The sequence below is a fragment of the Spirillospora sp. NPDC029432 genome (assembly GCF_040703975.1).
In the GTDB taxonomy this organism is placed as follows: domain Bacteria; phylum Actinomycetota; class Actinomycetes; order Streptosporangiales; family Streptosporangiaceae; genus Spirillospora.
This window is the reverse complement of record NZ_JBEZWH010000007.1, coordinates 14,105-34,813: the sequence shown is the minus strand read 5'-3', so window position 1 is coordinate 34,813 and position 20,709 is coordinate 14,105. Positions and strand designations below refer to the sequence as shown.

General features: G+C 74.4%; 17 protein-coding genes. 7 read left to right on the top strand and 10 right to left on the bottom strand.

What is annotated here, in order from left to right; translation table 11 throughout:
- Window positions 1–129 precede the first annotated feature (129 nt).
- Window positions 130–2,412, bottom strand: a complete 2,283-nt coding sequence (locus tag AB0881_RS07515) for a LuxR C-terminal-related transcriptional regulator (RefSeq protein WP_366615080.1) — start codon at window positions 2,410–2,412, stop codon at window positions 130–132.
- 145 nt (window positions 2,413–2,557) lie between these two features.
- On the opposite strand from AB0881_RS07515, the gene AB0881_RS07510 reads away from it, so the two are divergent.
- Window positions 2,558–3,292, top strand: coding sequence for a CPBP family intramembrane glutamic endopeptidase (locus AB0881_RS07510; RefSeq protein WP_366615079.1), 735 nt, complete (start codon window positions 2,558–2,560; stop codon window positions 3,290–3,292).
- A 6-nt stretch (window positions 3,293–3,298) separates the two neighbouring features.
- On the opposite strand, the gene AB0881_RS07505 is transcribed toward AB0881_RS07510, so the two are convergent.
- From AB0881_RS07505 to AB0881_RS07495, 3 genes are all read right to left on the bottom strand, one after another.
- A complete protein-coding gene (locus tag AB0881_RS07505) occupies window positions 3,299–4,957 on the bottom strand; it encodes an alpha/beta-hydrolase family protein (RefSeq protein ID WP_366615077.1) in 1,659 nt (552 codons plus the stop codon).
- A gap of 55 nt (window positions 4,958–5,012) precedes the next feature.
- A complete protein-coding gene (locus tag AB0881_RS07500; RefSeq protein ID WP_366615076.1) occupies window positions 5,013–5,864 on the bottom strand; it encodes a universal stress protein in 852 nt (283 codons plus the stop codon).
- 127 nt (window positions 5,865–5,991) lie between these two features.
- Entirely contained in the window at window positions 5,992–6,729 is a 738-nt protein-coding gene (locus AB0881_RS07495) for a L,D-transpeptidase family protein (protein ID WP_366615075.1), read from the bottom strand.
- Window positions 6,730–6,909: 180 nt separating this feature from the next.
- Here AB0881_RS07495 and AB0881_RS07490 point away from each other — a divergent pair, with 180 nt between their 5' ends.
- Window positions 6,910–8,127 carry a cytochrome P450 gene (locus AB0881_RS07490; protein WP_366615073.1) on the top strand — a complete coding sequence of 406 codons (1,218 nt, stop codon included), beginning with the start codon at window positions 6,910–6,912 and terminating at the stop codon, window positions 8,125–8,127.
- Between the two features lie 39 nt (window positions 8,128–8,166).
- On the opposite strand, the gene AB0881_RS07485 is transcribed toward AB0881_RS07490, so the two are convergent.
- Together AB0881_RS07485 and AB0881_RS07480 are read right to left on the bottom strand one after the other, a co-directional pair.
- Window positions 8,167–9,411: a cytochrome P450 gene (locus tag AB0881_RS07485; RefSeq protein WP_366615072.1), complete on the bottom strand. Its 1,245-nt coding sequence runs from the start codon at window positions 9,409–9,411 to the stop codon at window positions 8,167–8,169.
- Between the two features lie 197 nt (window positions 9,412–9,608).
- Window positions 9,609–10,763: an epoxide hydrolase family protein gene (locus AB0881_RS07480; RefSeq protein ID WP_366615070.1), complete on the bottom strand. Its 1,155-nt coding sequence runs from the start codon at window positions 10,761–10,763 to the stop codon at window positions 9,609–9,611.
- Window positions 10,764–10,825: 62 nt separating this feature from the next.
- Here AB0881_RS07480 and AB0881_RS07475 point away from each other — a divergent pair, with 62 nt between their 5' ends.
- Window positions 10,826–11,803: a YafY family protein gene (locus tag AB0881_RS07475; protein WP_366615068.1), complete on the top strand. Its 978-nt coding sequence runs from the start codon at window positions 10,826–10,828 to the stop codon at window positions 11,801–11,803.
- A gap of 9 nt (window positions 11,804–11,812) precedes the next feature.
- On the opposite strand, the gene AB0881_RS07470 is transcribed toward AB0881_RS07475, so the two are convergent.
- Window positions 11,813–12,259 (bottom strand): hypothetical protein, encoded by a 447-nt coding sequence (locus AB0881_RS07470; protein ID WP_366615066.1) that lies wholly within the window; start codon window positions 12,257–12,259, stop codon window positions 11,813–11,815.
- Window positions 12,260–12,425: 166 nt separating this feature from the next.
- On the opposite strand from AB0881_RS07470, the gene AB0881_RS07465 reads away from it, so the two are divergent.
- The 3 genes from AB0881_RS07465 (at window position 12,426) to AB0881_RS07455 (ending at window position 18,029) form a co-directional block, all read left to right on the top strand.
- Window positions 12,426–12,845: a hypothetical protein gene (locus AB0881_RS07465; RefSeq protein ID WP_366615064.1), complete on the top strand. Its 420-nt coding sequence runs from the start codon at window positions 12,426–12,428 to the stop codon at window positions 12,843–12,845.
- The gene (locus AB0881_RS07460; RefSeq protein WP_366615063.1) at window positions 12,845–13,834 is read left to right on the top strand and encodes a hypothetical protein; all 990 of its coding nucleotides are present in this window, start codon (window positions 12,845–12,847) and stop codon (window positions 13,832–13,834) included. Before AB0881_RS07465 ends, AB0881_RS07460 begins: the two co-directional genes overlap by 1 nt.
- A 541-nt stretch (window positions 13,835–14,375) precedes the next feature.
- Complete coding sequence (locus tag AB0881_RS07455) at window positions 14,376–18,029, top strand: CHAT domain-containing protein (protein WP_366615061.1); 3,654 nt, start codon at window positions 14,376–14,378, stop codon at window positions 18,027–18,029.
- A 4-nt stretch (window positions 18,030–18,033) separates the two neighbouring features.
- Here AB0881_RS07455 and AB0881_RS07450 read toward each other — a convergent pair whose 3' ends face one another.
- Both AB0881_RS07450 and AB0881_RS07445 read right to left on the bottom strand, forming a co-directional pair.
- Window positions 18,034–18,357: a MerR family transcriptional regulator gene (locus AB0881_RS07450; protein WP_366615059.1), complete on the bottom strand. Its 324-nt coding sequence runs from the start codon at window positions 18,355–18,357 to the stop codon at window positions 18,034–18,036.
- Window positions 18,358–18,433: 76 nt separating this feature from the next.
- A complete protein-coding gene (locus AB0881_RS07445) occupies window positions 18,434–18,874 on the bottom strand; it encodes an Hsp20/alpha crystallin family protein (protein WP_366615058.1) in 441 nt (146 codons plus the stop codon).
- 169 nt (window positions 18,875–19,043) lie between these two features.
- Between AB0881_RS07445 and AB0881_RS07440 the strand changes: the two genes are divergently transcribed.
- Window positions 19,044–19,796 carry a GNAT family N-acetyltransferase gene (locus AB0881_RS07440; protein ID WP_366615057.1) on the top strand — a complete coding sequence of 251 codons (753 nt, stop codon included), beginning with the start codon at window positions 19,044–19,046 and terminating at the stop codon, window positions 19,794–19,796.
- On the opposite strand, the gene AB0881_RS07435 is transcribed toward AB0881_RS07440, so the two are convergent.
- Entirely contained in the window at window positions 19,747–20,643 is an 897-nt protein-coding gene (locus tag AB0881_RS07435) for a hypothetical protein (RefSeq protein WP_366615055.1), read from the bottom strand. The genes AB0881_RS07440 and AB0881_RS07435 overlap by 50 nt on opposite strands.
- Window positions 20,644–20,709: the final 66 nt, after the last annotated feature.

Below are 20,709 nucleotides of genomic sequence, written 5' to 3'. Positions count from 1 at the left end.
GGCGGGCCGCTGGATTCAGCCGCCGGGCATCTCACCGAGCCGCACGGAGACGGTTCCTCGCGCGCCGCCGGTGCGGGCGGGCCTCACCCCCTGTAGGTGATAGGCGGTGATAGGCGGTGATGGGCGGCGTCACAGCAGGCCGAGGTCGCGCGCCTTCCGGACGGCCTCCTCGCGCGACGACGCGCCGAGCTTGCGGTAGATCGACCGGGCGTGCGTCTTGACCGTGTTGACCGAGACGAAGAGCCGCGCGCCGATCTCCCGGTACGACAGCGGCCCGCGCAGCAGCCGCAGCACGGCCCGCTCGCGCTCGGTCAGCGGCTCGGCGGGCGGGCTCCCGGCGCCCCCGGCGGAGCGCCGCGCGGCCGTCGCGAGGTGCCGCCGCAGCGCCGCGTGCCGGGACTCCAGGAGGCCGCCGTCGCCGGGGACGCCGCCGAGCAGGGCGGCGGCGTCGTCCAGGAGCGCGCCGGCCCGGTCCGGCTCGCCGCGGCCGGCCGCGAGCTCCGCGGTGGCGATGAGGTTGAGCGCCACGTGCGCGGGCGGGATCCCGGGCAGCTCGCGGAACAGCCGCAGCCCGCGCTCCAGGTCCCGGACGGCCTCGGCGCCGCGGCCCAGCGCGGCCAGCGCGACACCGTGCGCGGTGTGGATCAGCCCGGCCGCCGGGCCCTGGTCCGTCCCCTGCTCGGCGAGCGCCGCGCCCGCCGCGCGGGCCAGCTCGGCGGCCTCGCCGGCCCGGCCGCGCTCGGCAGCCGCCATCGCGAGCAGCGCCAGGCCGGCCGGGCGCATGACGTCCCGCGCGCCCTCGGCCCGGACCGCCTCCTCCAGCGGCTCGACCGCCGCGGCGGCGTCCCCGGCCAGGTAGCGGGCGAAGCCGAGGGCGAGGCGGGCGAGCGCGTACCAGGGCGAGGTCGGGTCCCGCTCCAGCCCGGCGGCCGTCCCGGCGGCCTCGACCGTGCGGCGGACGCCGTCGTACCCGTACGTCGCGCGGATCAGCGCCACGGCCGCGCGCGGCGACGCGGCGCCGTCGGGCAGCCGGCCGCCGCCGGGCATCCCCTCGATCTCGCGCAGCCAGTACCGCAGGCCGGGCCGGTCGCCGCAGGCCGCGGCCGCCCAGGCGGCGCAGACCGCCGCCACCGGATCGGAGTGGACGCGGTCGGAGCCGATCGCGGCCAGCCAGCCGCGCAGCGCCGCCGCCCGGCCCGCCGCGACGAGCCCGAACCAGCCGCGGGCCGCGACGGCGACCGCGCGGTCGAGGTCGCCCGCCGCCAGCGCGTGGCCGATCGCCTCCCCGGCCATGCCCGCCCGCTCGTACCAGTCGCTCGCCCGCCGGTGCAGCTCCGGGACCAGGCCGGGTTCGGTACGGGCCAGCTCGCCGCGCAGCGCCTCGGCGAACAGCCGGTGGTAGCGGTACCGGCGGCGGGCGCCGTCCAGCGGCACCAGGAACAGGTCGTCCCGGTCGAACCGGCCGAGCGCGGCCTCCGCGTCGTCCGTGCCGGTGACGGCGCCGCACAGCGGGGCGGTGAACTCGGCGAGGATCGACGTCCGGACGAGGAACGCGCGCAGCGCGGCCGGCAGCGGCTCCAGGACCTCCTCGGCCAGGTAGTCGGCGATGTGCCGGTCGGTGCCGGTGAGGTCGCGCGCGATCGCCGTGTCGGGATGTTCGCGCAGCGCCAGCGCCGCCAGCGACACGGCGGCCGGCCACCCCTCGGTGCGCTCGGCGAGCGCGTCCAGGTCGCGGCCGGCGAGGTCGAGCCCGGCGACGAGCCGGACCAGCCGCCCGGCCTCGGCCCGGGTGAACCGCAGCCGGTCCGCCCGCAGCTCCAGCGTCTCGCCGGCCGCCCGGTAGCGGGCGAGCGGCAGCGCCGGGCCGGCCCGGGTGACCAGCACGAGCTGCACCGCCTCGGGCAGCCTGGCGATCAGGGACGCGAGCCGCCGGTGGCAATCGGGGTCGGTGACGGCGTGGTAGCCGTCCAGCACCAGGACGAGCGGGGTGCGCAGCGCGCCGAGCCGGCCGAGCAGGTGCGGGACGAGCAGGTCCCGCACCTGCTCGTCCGCGCCGCGCGCCCGCAGCAGCCGGCCCAGGTCGTCGCCCGCCGCGCCGCCGGTCGCGGAGTCGAGGGCGAGCAGGATCGCCGTCCACAGCGCGACCGGGCCGTCGCAGGTCTCGTCGAGCGCGACCCGGGCGAACGGCCTGGTCTCGGCGGGGTCGGCCTCCCAGCGGGAGACCAGCGTCGTCTTGCCGTACCCGGCGGGCGCCGCGATCAGCACCACCCGGGCCGCGCGCGCCGCCACCAGCGTCCGGACCAGGCCGGGCCGGTCGATGACGCTGTCCGGGCGGGCGATCCGCAGGCCGGCGGCGCGCCGCGGGCCGGGCGCCGGCCGCGCGGAGGGGTCGTGCCGCGACGCGGGCTTCATGGGGCATGGTCTCCCCCGGAGACCGTGATGCGAAAGCTTTCAGGGCGCCAAACGGGACTGCGGTGCCGTAAGCGGCCAGAAGCGAATACCTGAGAATCTCAGCGGGTAGCTTCTCCCCGAAATCCGGCCTGACGGAAACTACGGTATGGCGCGCTCCAACGACAGAACGTCGCAGCTCAGAGCGGTGGGCCCCGCGATCGCGCCCGCCGCCGTCGCGGTCGTTCTGATCGCCGCGAACCTGCTCAACAACCGGCTCGCCCCCGGCGCGTACGTCGCCACGTGCGCCGGCGGCGCCGCCCTCCTGCTCCTCGCCGCGCGCTGGGACGGCTGCTCCTGGCCCGACCTCGGACTCGGCCGCGACAGCCTCCGCCGGGGCCTGCGCTGGGCCGCCGTCCTGGCGCTCCTCGTGCTCGCCGTCTACACGGTGGCCGCCCTGCTGCCGCCGACCCGTACCGCGTTCGAGGACGAGCGGGCGGGCGGCTCGCCGTTCCCCGAGGTGCTCTACAACGTCCTCGTCCACATCCCGCTGGGCACGGTGCTGCTGGAGGAGATCGCGTTCCGGGGCGTCCTGTACGCGATGCTCGCCCGCCGCTACGGCGTCCCCAAGGCCGTCGCCGTGTCCTCGTTCCTGTTCGGGCTCTGGCACGTGCTCCCGTCGCTGGGCCTGGCCTCCCGCAACGCCGCCGTCGAGTCGCTCGTCGGCACCGGAACGGGCGCGACCGCCGCGGCGGTCACGGCGGCCGTCGCCGTGACCGCGCTCGGCGGGGCGGTGTTCTGCGAGCTGCGCCGCCGCTCCGGCAGCCTGCTCGCGCCGATGGGCCTGCACTGGTCGCTGAACGGGATCGGCTTCGCGTTCGCCGCCGCCCTCGCCGCCGGCTGAGAAGGCTCAGCCGCCGAGGTGGGCGCGCAGCCGGGCGGTGTCCTCACCCGTCCAGCCCGGCGGGGACAGCAGCGCCGCCCAGCCGTCCACGATGTTGGCGCCGTAGCTGTGGCCGTGCCCGTCCGGCACGTCGTTGGCGAACACCATGTCGGCCGACACCTGCCAGAAGCTGATGACCGGGTACCACCGCATGTGCCGCGACACGTCCGTGCCGCGCGGCCGGTCCAGCCAGTCCGGCGGGCGCAGCACCAGCCCGGGACTCCACCAGGTGATCGGGTCCGACGCGTTCTGCAGGTACACCACCCGGGGGAACTCCCAGGCCGTGGCGGGCGAGCGCAGATCGGCGGGATCCTGCCCGAACCGCACCGTACGGCCCTGTTTCACCACCGGACGCCAGATCGGGCTCCCCTTGTCGCGGCCGGTGGTCACCTGCTTCCAGATCGGGTTGTCGAACGGCGGCCCGACCAGCAGCGCCCCGTCGGTCGAGGACGTGAGCCTCGACAGCTCGTCGAACGCCGTCTCCGTCCCGTACGACCCGAGGCTCTCCCCGAACAGCGCCAGCTTGGGCCGCTCGCTCGCGGGCTCCTTCGACCAGCGCGCGTGCACGGCCCGCACCAGGTCCTCCGACGCGGCGGTCGCCTTGGACTTGTCGGTGAGGAACGAGATCCAGCTCGGCAGGTACGAGTACTGGACCGCCACGACGGCCGAGTCGCCGCCGTACATGTGCTCCAGCGCGTCCGGCACCGTCTCGTCGATCCAGCCCGACCCGGTGGTGCCGACGATCACCAGGACGCGGCGGTCGAACGCGCCCGTGCGCTCCAGCTCGCGCACCGCCAGCTCCGCCCGCTCCTCGGTCGTGTCCGCCGACTCCAGGCCGACGTACACCCGTACCGGCTCCTTCGCCGGGCGCCCGGTGTAGCGGCCGATCTCCGCGGCCGTGTTCGCCCTCCCGACGAAGTCGCGGCCCTTCACGCCGAGACTGTCCCACGGGACGTACGACGCGGGACTCCCCGACAGCCCGGCCGCGCCGGGCCGCGTGATCCCTTCGGTCGTCCCGCCGTTGGCAAGGTGCGCCGTCTCGTTCATGGTGTTGACCAGCGCCTTGAACAGGAAGCCCTCCACGAACCCGACCACCAGGAACACCGTGATCGCGACCGCCCCGGCGTAGGCCGCCGGGCGCGGCACCCACCGTCCCAGCACCGCGACGAGCTTGCGGGTGAGCAGCCGGAGCGCCCGCGCCAGCAGCACGAACAGCACGAACACCACGACCGTCACGACGAGGATGAGCAGCCCGTCCCTGGTGACGTTCGCCTCCATGTCCATCTGCCGCCGCAGGTCCCGCTGCCAGAGCGCGCCGAGCCAGTCGAACAGCACGAAGCAGCCGATGCCCGCGACGGCCAGCGTCCACCAGGCGGCGCGTTTCCCCCGCGCCCCGGGCCTCCAGCGCACGGCCTTGCGGACCAGCGCCCCGGCGCCGGCGCCCAGCCCGTACCCGATCGCGGCCGTGACCCCGCTGATCGCGCCCTGCAGCAGCCACGAGCGCGGCAGCAGCGACGGCGTGAACGACAGGCACGCGAACAGCACGGCGACGGCGAGGCCGGCGAACCCCGGGAGGCGCCGCACCACCCGGGGCCTGCGTTCGGCTGGGGCTTCGGGCTCGCTCATACGAGCACGGTCGCCCCGCTCGGCCCGCCCGGCAACATCCATTCCGGGTGATATGTCAGGCGCGCGGCCGCACCGCGACGACCGGGCAGTCCGCGTGCTGGAACGCCCCCTGCGTCGTCGAGCCGACGATCATCCCGCCCAGCGCGGTGTGCCCGTGCGCCCCGAGCACCAGCAGGTCCGCCGACCTGGAGGCGTCCACGAGCGTCTCCACCGGATGCCCCTGGACGACCTCCTCGTCCACGTCCACCTGCGGGAACTTCTCCTTCCACGGTGCCAGCGCCTTGGCCAGCTCGTCCCGCGCCACCTCCGCGACCTGCTCGGTGGAGATGGTCGGCGTCAGCGGCAGCAGCGTGTCGGCGACCTGGAAGACGTGCATCGCGCGGATCGACGCCTCCCGCGCCACCGCCGCCTCGAACGCGTACTCCAGCGGGTCCCCCTCCTCGTGGAACGGGTCGACGCCCAGCACGATCCGCCCGTGCCCGCCCTCCGTACGCCCCCGCACGATCACCACCGGCCCGGGCACCCGCCCGGCCACCCGCATCGCCGTCGATCCGAGCAGCAGCCCCTTGAAGCCGCCCAGCCCCCGGCTGCCGAGCACGATCTCGAACGCGCCGCCGGCCTGGTCCCGTACCGCCCCCGGCATGTCCCCGCGCAGCAGCTCCACCGTCACGTCGAGCCCGGGCCGCCGCTCCCGCGCCTCGCGCGCGGCGCCGGCCAGGACCCGCTCCCCGGACGCCGCCAGCGCCTGCTCGATGTCGCGCGGCCTGAATCCCGGCATGTCCATGGCCAGCACGATCTTCAACGGCAGCCCGCGCAGCTCCGCCTCGTCCGCGGCCCAAAGCACCGCGCGCCGCGCGTGCTCGGACCCGTCCGTACCGACGACGACCGGCATACCCGAATGCTCCACTGCTGTCTCCCTCTCCCTGGACGCCCGTCCCCTGACCATGCCTTCCCAGCCGCGCATCGGCTGAACGGAAGTACGCCGTGCCGCTTCCAGGGGCGTCTCAGCCTGTCTCAGCCTGTCTCAGCCTGTTTCAGGCTGTTCGGGTGCGGAACAGGGCCTCGCGCGGGCCCATGATGATCCGGTCGTGCGGGCGGAGCGTCCTCATGACGGTCTCGAGTTCGGGGCGGGGGAGGGAGACGCAGCCCGCGGTCGGGCGGCCGGTGGTGACGTGCATGAATATCGCCGAGCCGGCGCCGGGGACGACCGGCGCGCGGTTGTGGTCGATCACGACGGCCTGCTTGTACGGGCCGTCCCGCATGAGCCGGGAGAGGTTCTCGTCGGCCGGCAGGCATGTGCCCCGGTAGTAGCGGTTGTAGCGGGCGTCGCCGATGGTGGAGCCCCAGCAGTCGCCGCTCTCGCGCAGCGTCCGGTACGGGAGCGCGGTCCCGGGATCGCGCTCGCCGAACGCCTCGGTCAGCGTGTACGCGCCGGTCGGGGACTTGCCGTCGCCCTCACGCTTGGTGCCGGGCGCGGCGAAACCGTTCCGGCCCGCGTACCCGGAAGTGGCCAGGACCTTCCGCCAGCGGAGGCCCTTCCTGGCGCATTCGGTGATGGCCACCTCGGTCGTCCCGTAGGCGGGCGCGACGGCGAAGACGACGTGCCGGGCCTTTCCGGGCTCGTAGCGGGACGTTCCCAGGTCGAGCGCGCGGCACGGGTCCGCCCCGCCGCGCTCTCCGGCGGCGGCCCGCGGAAGGTGGACGAACGTCGCGGCGAGCACCGCCGCGGCGCACACGGCGGCGGGCGCCACCGCACGAACACGACCGGCCATCCGGCCCCCCTGAGTCTCGCCGGTGGAGAGGCCGGACGGCCGCCCCGGGTCTCCGCGGTTTCGGTCTTCCCGGTTCCCTGTCCTTAATTCGTTCCAAGATCGAGTTTCTGGCCCTGGAACGGCGCCGCTTCCTAGGCTCGGAGAGAATCTCTGCCGGTCCTTCTGCCAGGAGCGTTCCACGTGACCACGACCCCCGGACTGCCCGATATCGTGTCGGCCGAATTCGCCGCCGATCCTTACTCCTCCTACCGGGTGTTCCGCGAAAATGCTCCGGTCCACTGGCACGAGGGCATGCAGAGTTTCATCGTGTCGCGGTACGAGGACGTCTCCCGCGCCTTCCGCGACCCGGTCTTCACCACCGCCAACTACGACTGGCAGCTCGAACCCGTGCACGGCCGCACCATCCTCCAGCTCAGCGGCCGCGAGCACGCCGTCCGCCGCGGCCTGGTCGCCCCGGCCTTCCGCGGCAGCGAGCTGGAGGAGAAGTTCCTGCCGGTCATCGAGCGCAACGCCCGCACGCTGATCGACGGGTTCCGCGCCGACGGGCGGGTCGAGCTGGTCGGCCAGTTCAGCACGCACTTCCCGATCAACGTCATCGTCGACATGCTCGGGCTCGACCAGGCCGACCACGCCCGCTTCCAGAAGTGGTACACCTCGATCATCGCGTTCCTGGGCAACCTCACCCAGGACCCGGACGTGGCCGCCGCGGGGGTGCGCACCCGCGACGAGCTGGCCGCGTACATGCTGCCGATCATCGCCGAGCGGCGCGCGAACCCGGGCGACGACCTGCTGTCGAAGCTGTGCCTGGCCGAGATCGACGGCACCCGGATGAGCGACGAGGACATCAAGGCGTTCGTCAGCCTGCTGCTGGCCGCCGGCGGCGAGACCACCGACAAGGCGATCTCCGCGCTGTTCGCCAACCTGCTCGCGCACCCCGACCAGCTGGCCGCCGTACGGGACGACCGGAGCCTGATCCCGCAGGCGTTCGCCGAGACGCTGCGCTACACCCCGCCGGTGCACATGATCATGCGGCAGCCGGCCGCGGACGTCGAGCTGAGCGGCGTCACCATCCCCGCCGGCAGCACCGTCACCGCGCTGATCGGCGCGGCGGGCCGCGACCCCGGCCGCTACGCCGACCCTGACCGCTTCGACATCTTCCGGAGCGACCTGACCACCACCAACGCGTTCTCCGCCGCCGCCGACCATCTGGCGTTCGCGCTGGGCCGGCACTTCTGCGTGGGCGCGCTGCTGGCCAAGACCGAGGTCGAGGTCGGCGCGAACCTGCTGCTGGACGCCATGCCGGACGTCCGGCTGGCCGCCGGGGCGGACCCGTCCGAGCGCGGCGTGTTCACCCGCGGCCCGGGATCGCTGCCCCTGGAGTTCACGCCCGCGGCATGACGAACGGCGGGGCGGGTCCGCCCGTCCCGCCGCCGTTCGCTAGTAGGCGACCGGGCTGAAGGTGACCGGCAGCCCGTGCAGGCCGCGCATCCACAGCGACGGCCGCCACTCCAGCTCGCCGGCCGGGACCGCCAGGCTGATGTCGGGCAGCCGGTCCAGCAACACCTCCACCGCCGTCTTCGCGATCACCTCGGCGAGCTCGGGCGCCGGGAACGGGCAGCCGTGCTCGCCGTGCCCGAACGACATGTGCGCCCGGTTGCCGGCGCCGCCGTACCCGGCCGACCGCACCTGCGGATCGGTGTTGGCCGCCGCCAGCCCCATCACCAGCAGGTCGCCGGCGCGGATGTCGCGGCCGCCGAGCCGGCACGCGTGCACCGCCCAGCGGCCGATGAAGTTCTGCGTCGGGGTGTCCTCCCACAGCACCTGGTTGAGCGCCTGGTCCACGCTGTCGCGCCCGCCCTGCAGCCCCACAGAGAACTCGTCGTCCACCAGCATCAGCCGCAGCGCATTGCCGATCCAGTTGCCGGTCGGCTGCTGCGCGGCCGCCATCACGACCAGCAGGTCGATGGTCACCTCGTCCTGGGTGAGCCCGGCGGGGTGGCCCAGCAGCCGGGACGGCACGTCCGGCCCGGGACGCTCGGCGCGCTCGGCCACCAGCCGCCGCATCCGCTCCTGGATGCGCTCGTGCGCCGCGGCGGCCTTCTCGTTCACGTCGAGCGACTCGGCCACGTCCCGCACCAGCACCGGCACGTCCGCGCTCGGCAGGCCGAACAGGCGGGCCAGCACCAGCAGCGGGATCTGGTGCGAGTACTGCGCGACGAGGTCGGCCTCGCCATGCCCGGCGAACCCGTCGATGAGCCCGTCGGCGGTGCGCTCGCAGATCTGCGCCAGCTCGGTGCGGTCCACGGCGTCCAGCGCGTCGCCGATCGCGCCCGCCCGGCGCCGGTGCTCGGCGCCCTCGGTGAACATCACGGACGGCGTCCAGCCGACGTACGGCATCAGCGGCCAGTCCTCGGGCACCAGGTCCCAGGCGTTCCAGCGGCGGCAGTCGCGGGCGAACAGCTGCGGGTTGCCGGTGATGTGGTTCAGCTCCCGGTAGCCGACCACGAACCAGGCGGGCACGTCGCCGTCCAGCAGGACGGGCACCACCGGGCCGTACTCGCGCCGCAGCCGCTGGTAGAACTCGGCGGGCTCGCTGGCGATGCCGGCGCCGGTCAGCCGGACGGGCCCGGCCCCGCCGGTCTCCGCGGCGGCGGGCGCGCCCCCGGGTGCGTGTGCTGCCATTCGTCATCCTTCGCGGGGCGCGGCCGGGCACGGCGGGCGCGGAACGCCGCCGGTCCCGGTGGCCGTGCGATCGGCCGTGACCAATGATGCAGCAGACGCCCGCCCTGGCAGGAGGCGATTCCCGGAAAACACCGGAAATGTTCGTGCCGCCCCCGCCGGGGCCGGGCCCGCAGTCCCGGCCCCGGCGGGGGATCTCCTCATCCGAGGCGGCCGAAGAACCGCCGGATGTCGCCGATGAGCAGGTCCGGGGCGTCGTGGGCCGCCCAGTGGCTGCCCCGGTCGAACTCGCTCCACGAGACGATGTTCTTGTGGTCCCGCTCGGCGAACCGGCGCAGCGGCCGGAAGTCGAACGCGAACGACGCCAGCCCGATCGGGAACGTCGTGGGCTCGTCCCCCTGCTCGGTGTGGTGGTTCTCGTAGTAGAACCGGGCCGACGACGCGGCCGTGTTCGTGAACCAGTAGATGCTGGCGTTGGTCAGCAGGACGTCCGGGTCCACCGACGCGAGCAGCTGCGCGATCCAGGCCAGCTGCCCGGACGGCGAGTCGGCCAGCGCGTGCGCGAGCGTCTGCGGCTGCGCCTGCTGCGCCCGGTCGTGGATCGCGTGCTCGACGAAGGACTGGAGGAACCCCAGGTACTCCATGTCCTCCGGGCTCAATCCCTCGAACTCGGCCGGGTCGCCCGACGGGAACGAGAAGATCTGGTTGACGTGCACGCCGATCACCCGGTCGCCGTGCCGCCGCCCCAGCTCCGGGCTGATGATCGCCCCGGCGTCGTTGCCGTGCGCGCCGAACCGCTCGTACCCGAGCCGGCTCATCAGCTCGGCCCACGCGTCCGCCGTGCGCGCCGCGTTCCAGCCCTTGGTGCGCGTGTGGGACGAGAACCCGAAGCCCGGGATCGACGGGATGACCACGTGGAACGCCTCGCTCGCGTCCCCGCCGTGCGCCACCGGGTCGGTCAGCGGGCCGATCAGGTCGAGGTACTCGACGAACGTGTTGGGCCAGCCGTGCGTGAGGATCAGCGGGGTGGCGTCCTCGACCTCCGACCGCACGTGCAGGAAGTGGATCACCTGGCCGTCGATCTGGGTCGTGAACTGCGGGAACGCGTTGATCTTCGCTTCCCACGCGCGCCAGTCGTACCCGTCGCGCCAGCGGGCGACGAGGTCCCGGACGAACGAGCCCGGCACACCGTACTCCCAGCCCGGCTGCACCGGCCCCTTCTGCAGGCCGTCGGTGACCTCCGACTCGGGCAGCTCGTCGGCCCAGCGCGTCCTGGCCAGCCGGTCCCTGAGGTCGTCCAGCTCGGCCTGCGGGACGTCGATGCGGAACGGCTTGATCTCGGTGCTGTTGTTCATGAGAGGAACACTACGGAGCCTTTAGGCAGACTCCGTTCCTAATGCGCTGGCATTCTCGGAGCATGTTGGAAACCTCGGCGCGCCTGCTCCGCCTGCTCTCCCTCCTCCAGACGCCCCGCGAGTGGCCGGGCTCCGAACTCGCGGACCGCCTGGAGGTCAGCACCCGCACCGTCCGCAACGACATCGAGCGCCTGCGCGCCCTCGGCTACCCCGTCCACGCCACCCGGGGCTCCGCCGGCGGCTACCGCCTCGGCGCCGGCACCCGCCTCCCGCCGCTCCTCCTGGACGACGAGGAGGCCGTCGCGGTGGCGCTCGGCCTCCGTACCAGCAGCATCTCCGGCGTCGAGGAGACGTCCCTCCGCGCGCTCGCCAAGCTCGAACAGGTCCTCCCGGACCGGCTCCGCCGCCGCGTGAACGCCCTGCACAGCCACACCGTGCCCGTACCGCCCGACCGTCCCGGCCCCAAGGTCGCCGCCGACACCCTGATCGCCCTGACCGCCGCCTGCCGCGACCACGAGCGGCTCCGCTTCGACTACCGCGGCCACGACGGCACCGGGACCGTCCGCGAAGTGGAGCCGCACCGCCTCGTCTCCTGGGGCCGCCGCTGGTACCTGGTCGCGTGGGACATCGCCCGCGCCGACTGGCGGACGTTCCGCGTCGACCGGCTGACCCCGCGCACCCCCACCGGCCCCCGCTTCACCCCCCGCGAACCACCCGAGGACGTCGTCACCCGCGTCATGCGCGGCGTCTCCGCCGCCGCCTGGCGCCACACCGCGCGGGTCCTGGTCCACGCCCCGGCCGACCGCGTCACCGCCCGCATCAACCCGGCCGTTGGAACGGTCGAGGCCGTCGACGCAGGCACCTGCGTCCTCCACACCGGCGCCGACACGGTCGAATCCCTCGCCGTGCACCTGGGCCTGCTGGACGAGGACTTCACCGTCACCGACCCGCCCGAACTCGTCGACCTCCTCCGCACCCTCTCCGACCGCTACGCCCGCGCCACCCGGGCCCGTCCGGAACGGGACGGGTCCGCTGGCTGAAAGGGCAGGTCAGCGGCTCCGGCGCTCGGCGGCCCACCGCTGGAACGAGTCCGTGCGCGACGCCAGGCCGGCGACGGCCAGCACGGCGGGCGGTACGAGCAGGACGGCGAGGGCCCCGGCGGTCACCGCACCGTTCGAGACGCCGGTCAGGAGCAGGGACAGGGCGACGAAGCAGACCGCGCCGAGCGCGGTGAACAGCTGCCCGGAACGGCCCCGCCTGAAGAGCACGTATACGCCCCTCACCAGGACGGCGATGATGACCACGTACAACACGATGAGCAGGCCGGCGAAGGGCAGCCACACGTTGTCGTCCTCGTCCGCGGACGACACCATCCGCGCCATCCCGAACAGGACGACGGCGGTCTGCTGCAAAAGGACGGCCGCGATGCCCAGCGGCAGGAGCAGCGTCGCCAGTACGGGCAGCGGAGGCCGTGGTGAGGACCGAGAGGGCTCCATGGCGGCGGATTCTAAGCCGTGCCGCTTTCAGAACGCTTTCAGCCGTGCGGCAATGCGGATAAGCGGCCGGGCCTTAAAAGATCTCCCTTACGGAATGGCGTTCCCGGCGTTATGGTCACCCCTGGTGATGCTCGGGTAGTCGAGGGTGCGTCGATCGGGGGTTCGCTTGGAGGCCACGCCGCGGTCCGTCCGCCGGGAGGCGGGACTCGCCTACGTGTGCGGTCGGTACGGGGAGATCAGCGCGGTCCTCGGTGGAAATGACACGGGGCCGTTCGAGCCGCTGGACCGATTGCTGGACGTGCTTCGGGAATGGCGGGGAACGGACCCCGACTCCTCGTTCGAGCAGGAGGCCGACCGGCTGCTCGAACTGGTGCACGCGGCCCTGGTGAATATGGGGGACGAGTACGGGGTTTATGGGAACGCGGGATTCCGGAGCGCCATCGACGCGGCCGGGGTGGAGGGCCTGGAGATCGTCTACCGCTGCCCGCTGCGGCTGTGCGCCGGCCGGGACGAGGTGGACGTGGTCGAGTTCCCGCCGCGCTGCTCCGTCAACGGCGCACCGCTGCCCCGCGAACGGCTCGGCTGATGAACGGGCTGCTGGGCGAGCTCGGCAAGAAGCTCGCCGAACGCTGGCTGTCGCTGCTCGTGCTGCCCGGCGCGCTGTTCCTGGCGGTCGCCGCCGCGGCCCTCGTCCTCGGGCACGGGCACGCGCTGGACGCCGGCAGGCTCGCCCGCGAGATCACCCGCCACGCCGGGGCGCGGCCGGTGCGGACGGCCGGGGGACAGGTGCTGCTGCTGGCGGCGGTCCTGGCCGGCGCCGCCGCGGTCGGCGTGGTCGTCCAGGCCCTCGGCGCGCTGGTGGAACGGCTGGTGCTGGCCGCCGGCTGGCGCCGCTGGCCGGGACTCCCGCGCGCCGTCGCCCGCCGCCGGGTCGAACGCCGCCGGCGCCGCTGGGACGAGCGGCAGGCGGCCTGGGAGGCCGCGAGCGCGCGGGCCAGGAGGCCCAGGCCGGAGGACCGCCCGGATCCGGCGGCCCTCCACAAGGCCGCCGGGGACCGGGACCGGATCGCCCCGGAACGCCCCGACCGCCCCACCTGGAGCGGTGACCGCGTCCATGCCGTGGCCGTCCGCCTCGACCGCGACCACCACCTGGATCTGGCGACCGTGTGGCCGCCGCTGTGGCTGGAACTGCCGGCCGCCGTCCGCGCGGAACTCACCGCCGCCCGCGCCGACCTCTCCCGCGCCGCCGCGCTGGCGGGCTGGGCCGTGCTGTACGCGTCACTGACCGTCTGGTGGTGGCCCGCGGCGCCGCTCGCCCTGGTGATGGCGCTGACCGCGCGGCACCGCGTCCGGGCCTCCACCGACGCCTACGCCCGGCTCATGGAGGCGGCCGTCCGGCTGCACGGCACGACGCTGGCCGTCGCACTCGGCCTGCTCCCCGCCGCACCGGCCGACGGCGGCACCGGGCGGCTCCCGCCCGCCGGCCCGCTCGACCGCGAACTCGGCCGCGCGCTCACCCGGCATCTGCGTCCCCGGCGGGAGCCCGGCGCCGCGGCGGACCCGCCCGGCGGCTGAGCCTTTCCCGCTGCGCGATTCACAAGTCTGACGGACGGGGGTCGATGAATGGAGAGTAGGGACGAGCGTCTCGCGGCGGCCGTGGCCTGGCTGCGCCGGATCGAGGCGGCGCCGGACGAACCCCGGGCGGCGGAACCGGGCGTGCTCGCCGCCGCCGACCGCCTGTCCGGCGTCCTGGACGGCGATCCCGGCGAGATCGAAGCCCGCTGGGCGCTGGGCTGGCTGCTCTGGTACCGCATGCTCACCGTCCCGGAGCCCCAGCGGGAGGAAGAGGGGCTGGCCGTACGGTCGCTCAAGGCGTTCGTCCCGTGCCTCCTCGCGGGCGCCGGTCCGCTGCCCGAGCCCGTCCTGCCCGTGATCGCCGACGCGGCGGCCGCCGAGGCCGCGGGCGCGACCGATCGGCTGGGTGATTCGACGGACTCCGGGGACCCGCTCATCGTCATCGGCTGGTGGCGGCGCATCCCTCGCCGCGACACCGCCCGCCCACCCCGATCGAGCCGGGCGGATCTCCAATCTCGGCGCCGCGCTCCGGACCAGCGCCGTGCGCACCGGCGCGCGGACGGACGCGGACGAGGCCGTCGAGGCCGGCCGGCAGGCCGTCGCGGCCGCCGGCCCCGCGCGTTCCGACCACGCGCCCATCCTGCACAACTTCGCCACGGCCCTGCTGACCCGCCACGACCTGACCGGCGCCGCGGCGGACCTGGACGAGGCGATCGCGGCGTTCCGGGAGGCGGTCACGGCCTTTCCGGAGGGACATCCGGGGCGCTTCCAGAGCCTGTCGAGCCTGGGTGTCTCGCTCCGGACGCGGTTCGAGAACGGCGGACCCGCCGGCGACCTGGAAGAAGCCGTCGACGCCGGGCTGCGGGCCGTGCGGGAGATGCCGCCGGACCGCCCGGACCGCGGCGCCCACCTCGGCAATCTCGCCGCCTCCATGCACGCCCGGTACGTGCGCGACGGCTCGCCGGACCGCCTCGATGAGGCGATCGAGCGGGGGCGGGAGGCCGTGCGCGCGCTGCCGGACGGCCACTTCCACCGCGCCACGTTCCTGACGAACCTCAGCGGCATGCTGCGGGAACGGTTCGAGCGTTCCGGCGCGCGAGCGGACATCGAAGAGGCCGTCACGGCGGCCCGGCAGGCCGTCGCGGCGGCACCGGACGCCCATGTCGATCCCGGCACGTTCGCGGCCACGCTCTGCGCCGCCCTGCTGGCGCGGTACGACCACATCGGCGAGGAGCGGGACCTCGACGATGCCATCGAGTCCGGGCGCGAGGCCGTGCGGATCAGCCACGGCCACCCTCACCACGGCATGTACCTGTCCAACCTCGGCATCGCCCTCCAGTTCGAGTTTCGCCGGACCGGCGCCCTGGCAGCGCTGAACGAGGCCGTCGAGGTCGGGCGGCGGGCCGTGCGGGCCACTCCCCCGGGGCATCGCACCCGGGCGATGTACCTGTGCAGTCTCGGCAACACCCTGCAGTTCCGGTTCGGGCGTCTCGGCGCGGTCGCGGACCTGGACGAGGCGATCGAGGCGACGCGTCTGGCGGTCCAGGAGACCCCGGCCGAACACCCCCTGTACAGCGTCTACCTCTCGAACCTGAGCAGCGCCCTGCTGAAACGCTACGGACGCACCGGGGACCGGTCCGTGCTCGAAGAGGCGCTCACGACCGGCGAGCGCGCGGTGGCGGCCCTGCCCGCCGGACATCCCGCCGGGCCCCGGCACCTGACGAACCTGGCCGGCGCGCGGCTGGAGGCCCATCGGCGCGCCGGGGAGCGGGCGGAGCTGGACGGCGCGATCGAGACGGCACGGCAGGTGCTCGCGGCCACCCCGCCGGACCACCCGGAACTCGCCGCGCGCCAGGCGAATCTCGGCATGCTCCTGCAGGCCCGCTTCGAGAACGACAGGGCCCGGCCCGACCTGGACGAGGCGATCGAACTCATCCGGCGGGCCGTGGCGGCAGCCCCCGCCGGGCACCCGAGCCGGGCCGGCCACTTCTCCGACCTCGCCACCTCCCTGGGAGGCGAGTTCCTGCTGACCGGTACTCCGGCCGCTCTCGAGGAGGCGATCGCCGCCGGCCGTTCGGCGCTCGCGGGACTTCCTCCCGGCCATCCGGACGCGAGGGGGGAGCAGAGCGGCCTCGGCGTCCTCCTGATGGAGCGGTTCCGCCGCACCGGTGAGCGGGCGGACCTCGACGAGGCCGTCACGGTCGCGCGCCAGGCGTTGCGCGCCGCTCCCGAGGACGATCCCCGGCTGGCCGCGTACCTCGCCAATCTCGGCCTGATCCTGGCGGCCCGTTACGAGCGCGACCGCGACCGGGCCGATGTGGAAGAGGCGCTCGACGCGGCCCGGCGGGCCGTGGCGGCCACGCCTCCCGACCATCCCCGGCGCGTCCAGGCACTGGCGGGTCTCGGCACCGTCCTCAAGGGCCGGTTCGACGGCACCGGCGAGGACGCCGACCGGATCGCGGCCGTGGCCGCGTTCCGGGAGGCCGCGATGTCGGTGTCGGCGCCCCTGCAGCTCCGGCTCATGGCCGTCCTGGAGGCGGTGGCGATCACCAAGGTCAGGGAGCTCGGCGGCGCCGTGGAGCTGCTGGACCTCGCGGTACGGCTGCTGCCCGAGGCGGCGGCCCGGCGGCTCGATCGCGGCAGCCGGCAGTACCTGCTCGGTGGGTTCCCCAGCCTGGCGGCCGACGCCGCCGCGCTCGTCCTCGCGGACCGGGGGAGCGGTGGATCCCGGCGCAGGGCCGCGCGTGCCCTGGGACTGCTGGAACTGGGCCGCGGCGTCCTGCTCGGCCAGGCGCTGGACACCCGGACCGACCTCTCCGATCTCGCCGCGCGCCACCCCGGCCTGGCCGATCGGTTCGTCGAGCTGCGCACCCGGCTCGACGAGGTGGAGGACGACCCGTCCCGCGCCCGGCCCGCGGGCGGCGGGACCCCCGGCGCGGCGAGCGCGGCGGACGACCGGCGGCGGCTGGCCGCGGAGTTCCAGGAGACGATCGCGCGGATCCGCGCCCTGCCGGACTTCGGGACGTTCCTCCTTCCCCCCGAGCCCGCGCGGCTCGTCCGGCACGCCGACCAGGGCCCGATCGTGGTGATCAACGCGAGCCGGCACGGCCATGACGCCATCCTGGTGACGCGGAAGGGCATCAGGACGATCCACCTCGGCGGGCTCGACCGCGACGACCCCGCCCCCAGGATCGCTGCGTTCGTCCACGCGCTCGCGACCGCCCGTGACAGGCGGGCCGGTCCCGGGAAGCGCATCGAGGCACAGAAGACGATCTTCGATGTCCTGGAGTGGCTGTGGGACGCGGCCGCCGGCCCCGTCCTGGACGCGCTCGGCTACCGGCGCGCACCGGACGGCCGCTCCCCGTGGCCGCGGGTGTGGTGGGTGCTCGGCGGACCGCTCGCCCTGCTGCCGATCCACGCCGCCGGCCACCACCGCGAACCGCCGGGCAGGCGGGACCGCCGTACGGTCATGGACCGGGTCGTGTCCTCGTACACCCCGACCGTGCGGGCCCTCGGCCACGCCCGGGAACGGCAGGCCGCCCAGGCCGCCCCGTCCGCCGCCGACCGGATGCTGATCGTCGGCATGCCGGTCACGCCCGGCGCGCCGCGCCTCGACCATGTCGTACGGGAGGTCGCGCTGCTCCGCCGGCGGTTCCCGGGCGCGACCGTCCTCATCAACGAATCCGAGGACCCGGACACCGTCACCGCCGAGACCCCCACCAGGGCGCGCGTCCTCGACCGGCTCGCGACCTCCGCCGTCGCGCACTTCGCGTGCCACGGCAGCAGCGACGCCGCCGACCCCTCACGCGGCACGCTGCGGCTGCACGACCACGAGACCGCACCCCTCACCGTCGCGAGCCTCGATCCGGTCCGGCTCGACGGCGCGCGGCTGGCCTACCTGTCCGCCTGCCGGACGGCGCACAACGCCGCCGAGGAGCTGATCGACGAGGCCATCCATCTGACGTCGGCGTTCCAGCTCGCCGGGTACCCGCAGGTCGTCGGCACGCTCTGGGAGGTCGACGACGTCGTCGCGGCCGAACTCGCCGACTCCTTCTACGCCCACCTGGACACGGGCGACGGCGGGATCGACACCGCCCGCGCGGCCCGCGCGATGCACGCCGCCGTACGCGCCGTGCGCGAACGCAAGCCCAACACCCCGTCGCTGTGGGCCCCGCACGTCCACGTCGGCGCCTGATCCGTCACCGCGTCCCGCCCTCGCCCAGGGCGTCCAGGCGGCGGGCGAGCTCGTCGCGCTCGCGGGTGAGCTCCGCGAGCTGGTACTGCAACTCGATGATGCGGCGGATGGCCGGCAGGGTCATCCCCTCGTCCATCATGCTGACGACCTGCTGGATGCGGCCGACCTCGTGGCGGCTGTAGCGGCGCTGCCCGCCCGGCGAGCGCTGCGGCGAGACGACCTGGTGGTCATCGATGCGGCGCAGGAACGCCTGCCTGACCTGCAGCATGTCGGCGACCTGGCCGACGGTGAACAGCGCCGCGTGCTCGTCGTCCATGGGCAGCTTCACGGCCGGCCTCCTTCTGCCGTCTCGGGGGGATGCCGCCGGACGGCACCAGGCGGTGCCGTCCGGCGGTGGGTGCCGTTCAGTCGGCGATGGCCTTCGGCGGGCCGCCGGTCCGCTGGACGGCGACCTTGCGCGGCCTGGCCCTCTCCAGCACCGGGATCCGCACGGCCAGGACGCCGTTGTCGTACGCGGCCTCGACCGCTTCGGCGTCGAGGTGCTCCGACAGGTACACGCGCCGGGTGAACGTCCCCATCACCCGCTCGCGGACGAACACGCGCTCGTCCTCGCCGAACTCCTCTTCCCGGCGCGCGGTCACCGACAGGACGCCGCGGTCGACGGTCACCTCGATCGAGCCGGGGTCGATGCCGGGCAGATCGAACCGCAGGACGACGTCGTCCGCGCGGCGGATGCCGTCCATCGCCATCCCGGCGCCGCCGTCGTCCCCCGCGGCCCGGCGGAGCGCCCGGTCGAACTGGCGCTCGAACTCCTGCACGAACGGGTCGATCGACGTCAGCAGCATCGTGCCTCACCTCCGAAGATCCCCGGGCCTGACCCCGGGTTACCTGCTCCCCGTACAAGAGGAAACCTACAACTGAATTTATAGGAACCCTCCCACCCGCCTGTCAAGCCCCCTCTTCCGACCGGCCCCGGTCGCACCCCACGCGCCGCCATCTGCCACCCTCCCGACCATGGAGATCCAGGACCTGGAGAAGGCGGCGGCGCTCGGCTGGCGCGCCCCGCGGCAAGAACGCCTCGGGGACTGGCTCCTACGCGAGGCCGAAGGCTTCACAGGCCGGGCGAACAGCGCCCTGGCCATCGGCGACCCGGGCCTCCCCCTGCCGGCGGCCGTCGACACGGTGACCGGGTGGTACGCCTCCCGCGGCCTGCCACCGATGATCGCCGTCCCGTACCCGACCGGCCGCCCCCACGGGAGCGAACTCGACCGCCACCTCGCCGCCCGCGGCTGGACCATCCGCTCCGGCGCCGCGACGGTCATGACCGCCACCCCCGCCGACCTCCCCGCCCCGCCCCCCTTGGAGGCCCCCGCGACCCTCCGCACCGCCCCCGAACCCGACGACGACTGGCTCTCCCTCTACGCCCCCGCCGGCCCGCCCCCGGTCGCCGTCCACCTCCTCACCTCGGCCCCCTGGCAGACGTTCGCGCGCATCGTCCACGACGGAACGACGGTCGCCATCGGCCGAGTGGCCGGGTCGACCCATTGGGCAGGCATAACGGCCGTCGAAGTCCATCCCGCCCACCGCCGCCGCGGCCTCGCCACAGCCATCACGGCCGCCCTGTCCGCCCACGCCTCCGACCGCGGCACCAAGGCGATCTACCTACAGGTAGAGAACGACAATCCCAACGCCCGAGCCCTCTACGACCACCTAGGCTTCAAACCCCACCACGCCTACCACTACCGCCTGGCCCCCGCGACGAGGTGAGAGACGCCCGGCCCCCACGCGAGCCTGTTGCGATGAGCGTGCCCCCGCCGGGCAGTGGGACCGCCGCGACGACGTCCCCCTCCAACGGCAGATCGTCGTACGGCTCACCGGTCACCGCGCCCCGCTGCCGCACCCATCCCGCCTCGCACGAGAGCAGCCGTGGCGCACCGTCGATCCATGCGGTGCACAGCCCGCCTTCCTCCACACCGGTCTCAAAAGGCGGACCGATGGGTTCGCCGGTGACCGCGTCCCAGCGGTGCACCAGCCGTACGTCCTCGTCGTACGACAGTTGGGAGCAGGCCAGCATGGTCCGGCCGTTCCCCAACTCCAGCGCCGTGACCTCGGTGAACCACCAGTCGCGACCGGTCAACGGATCGCCGATCTGGCCACCGGACGCGGCGTCCCAGCGGCGCACCGTACAGTCGTCGCCCCCGGACGCGATGCCCAGCGAGCCGTCCGGCAGGGTGAACGTCGCCACGGCCTTGACGCTGCCGAGGTGCCCGGCCAGCGGCGCCCCGAACGCCCTCCCGGTCGTGGCGTCCCACAAGTGGATCAGGTGGTCGTTCCCCGCACCCGCGAACAGTCCCCGGCCGTTGGCGAGCGTCCCGGCCGCCAGCCCCCAGACGGTGTTGAGGTCCTCCGGCTCGACCAGCGGCTCCCCGGTGCCCGCGTCCCAGGCGCTGAACCCGTCCTCCCGGGCGGCGCCGAGAGTGAGACGTCCATCAGGCAGCTCGGCCGCCGCCAGCTCACTGATCGGGCCGTAGCACCCATCCGGGTATTCGAGCACCGGCCGTCCCGTCCCCGCGTCCAACCGGACCGGCCCGCCCGCAGAACCGGCGACCAGCAACACCTCTCCACGGGACGACCGAAACAGCAGCAACGGCCACACCGCCTCAGGCCGCCACCAGACGAC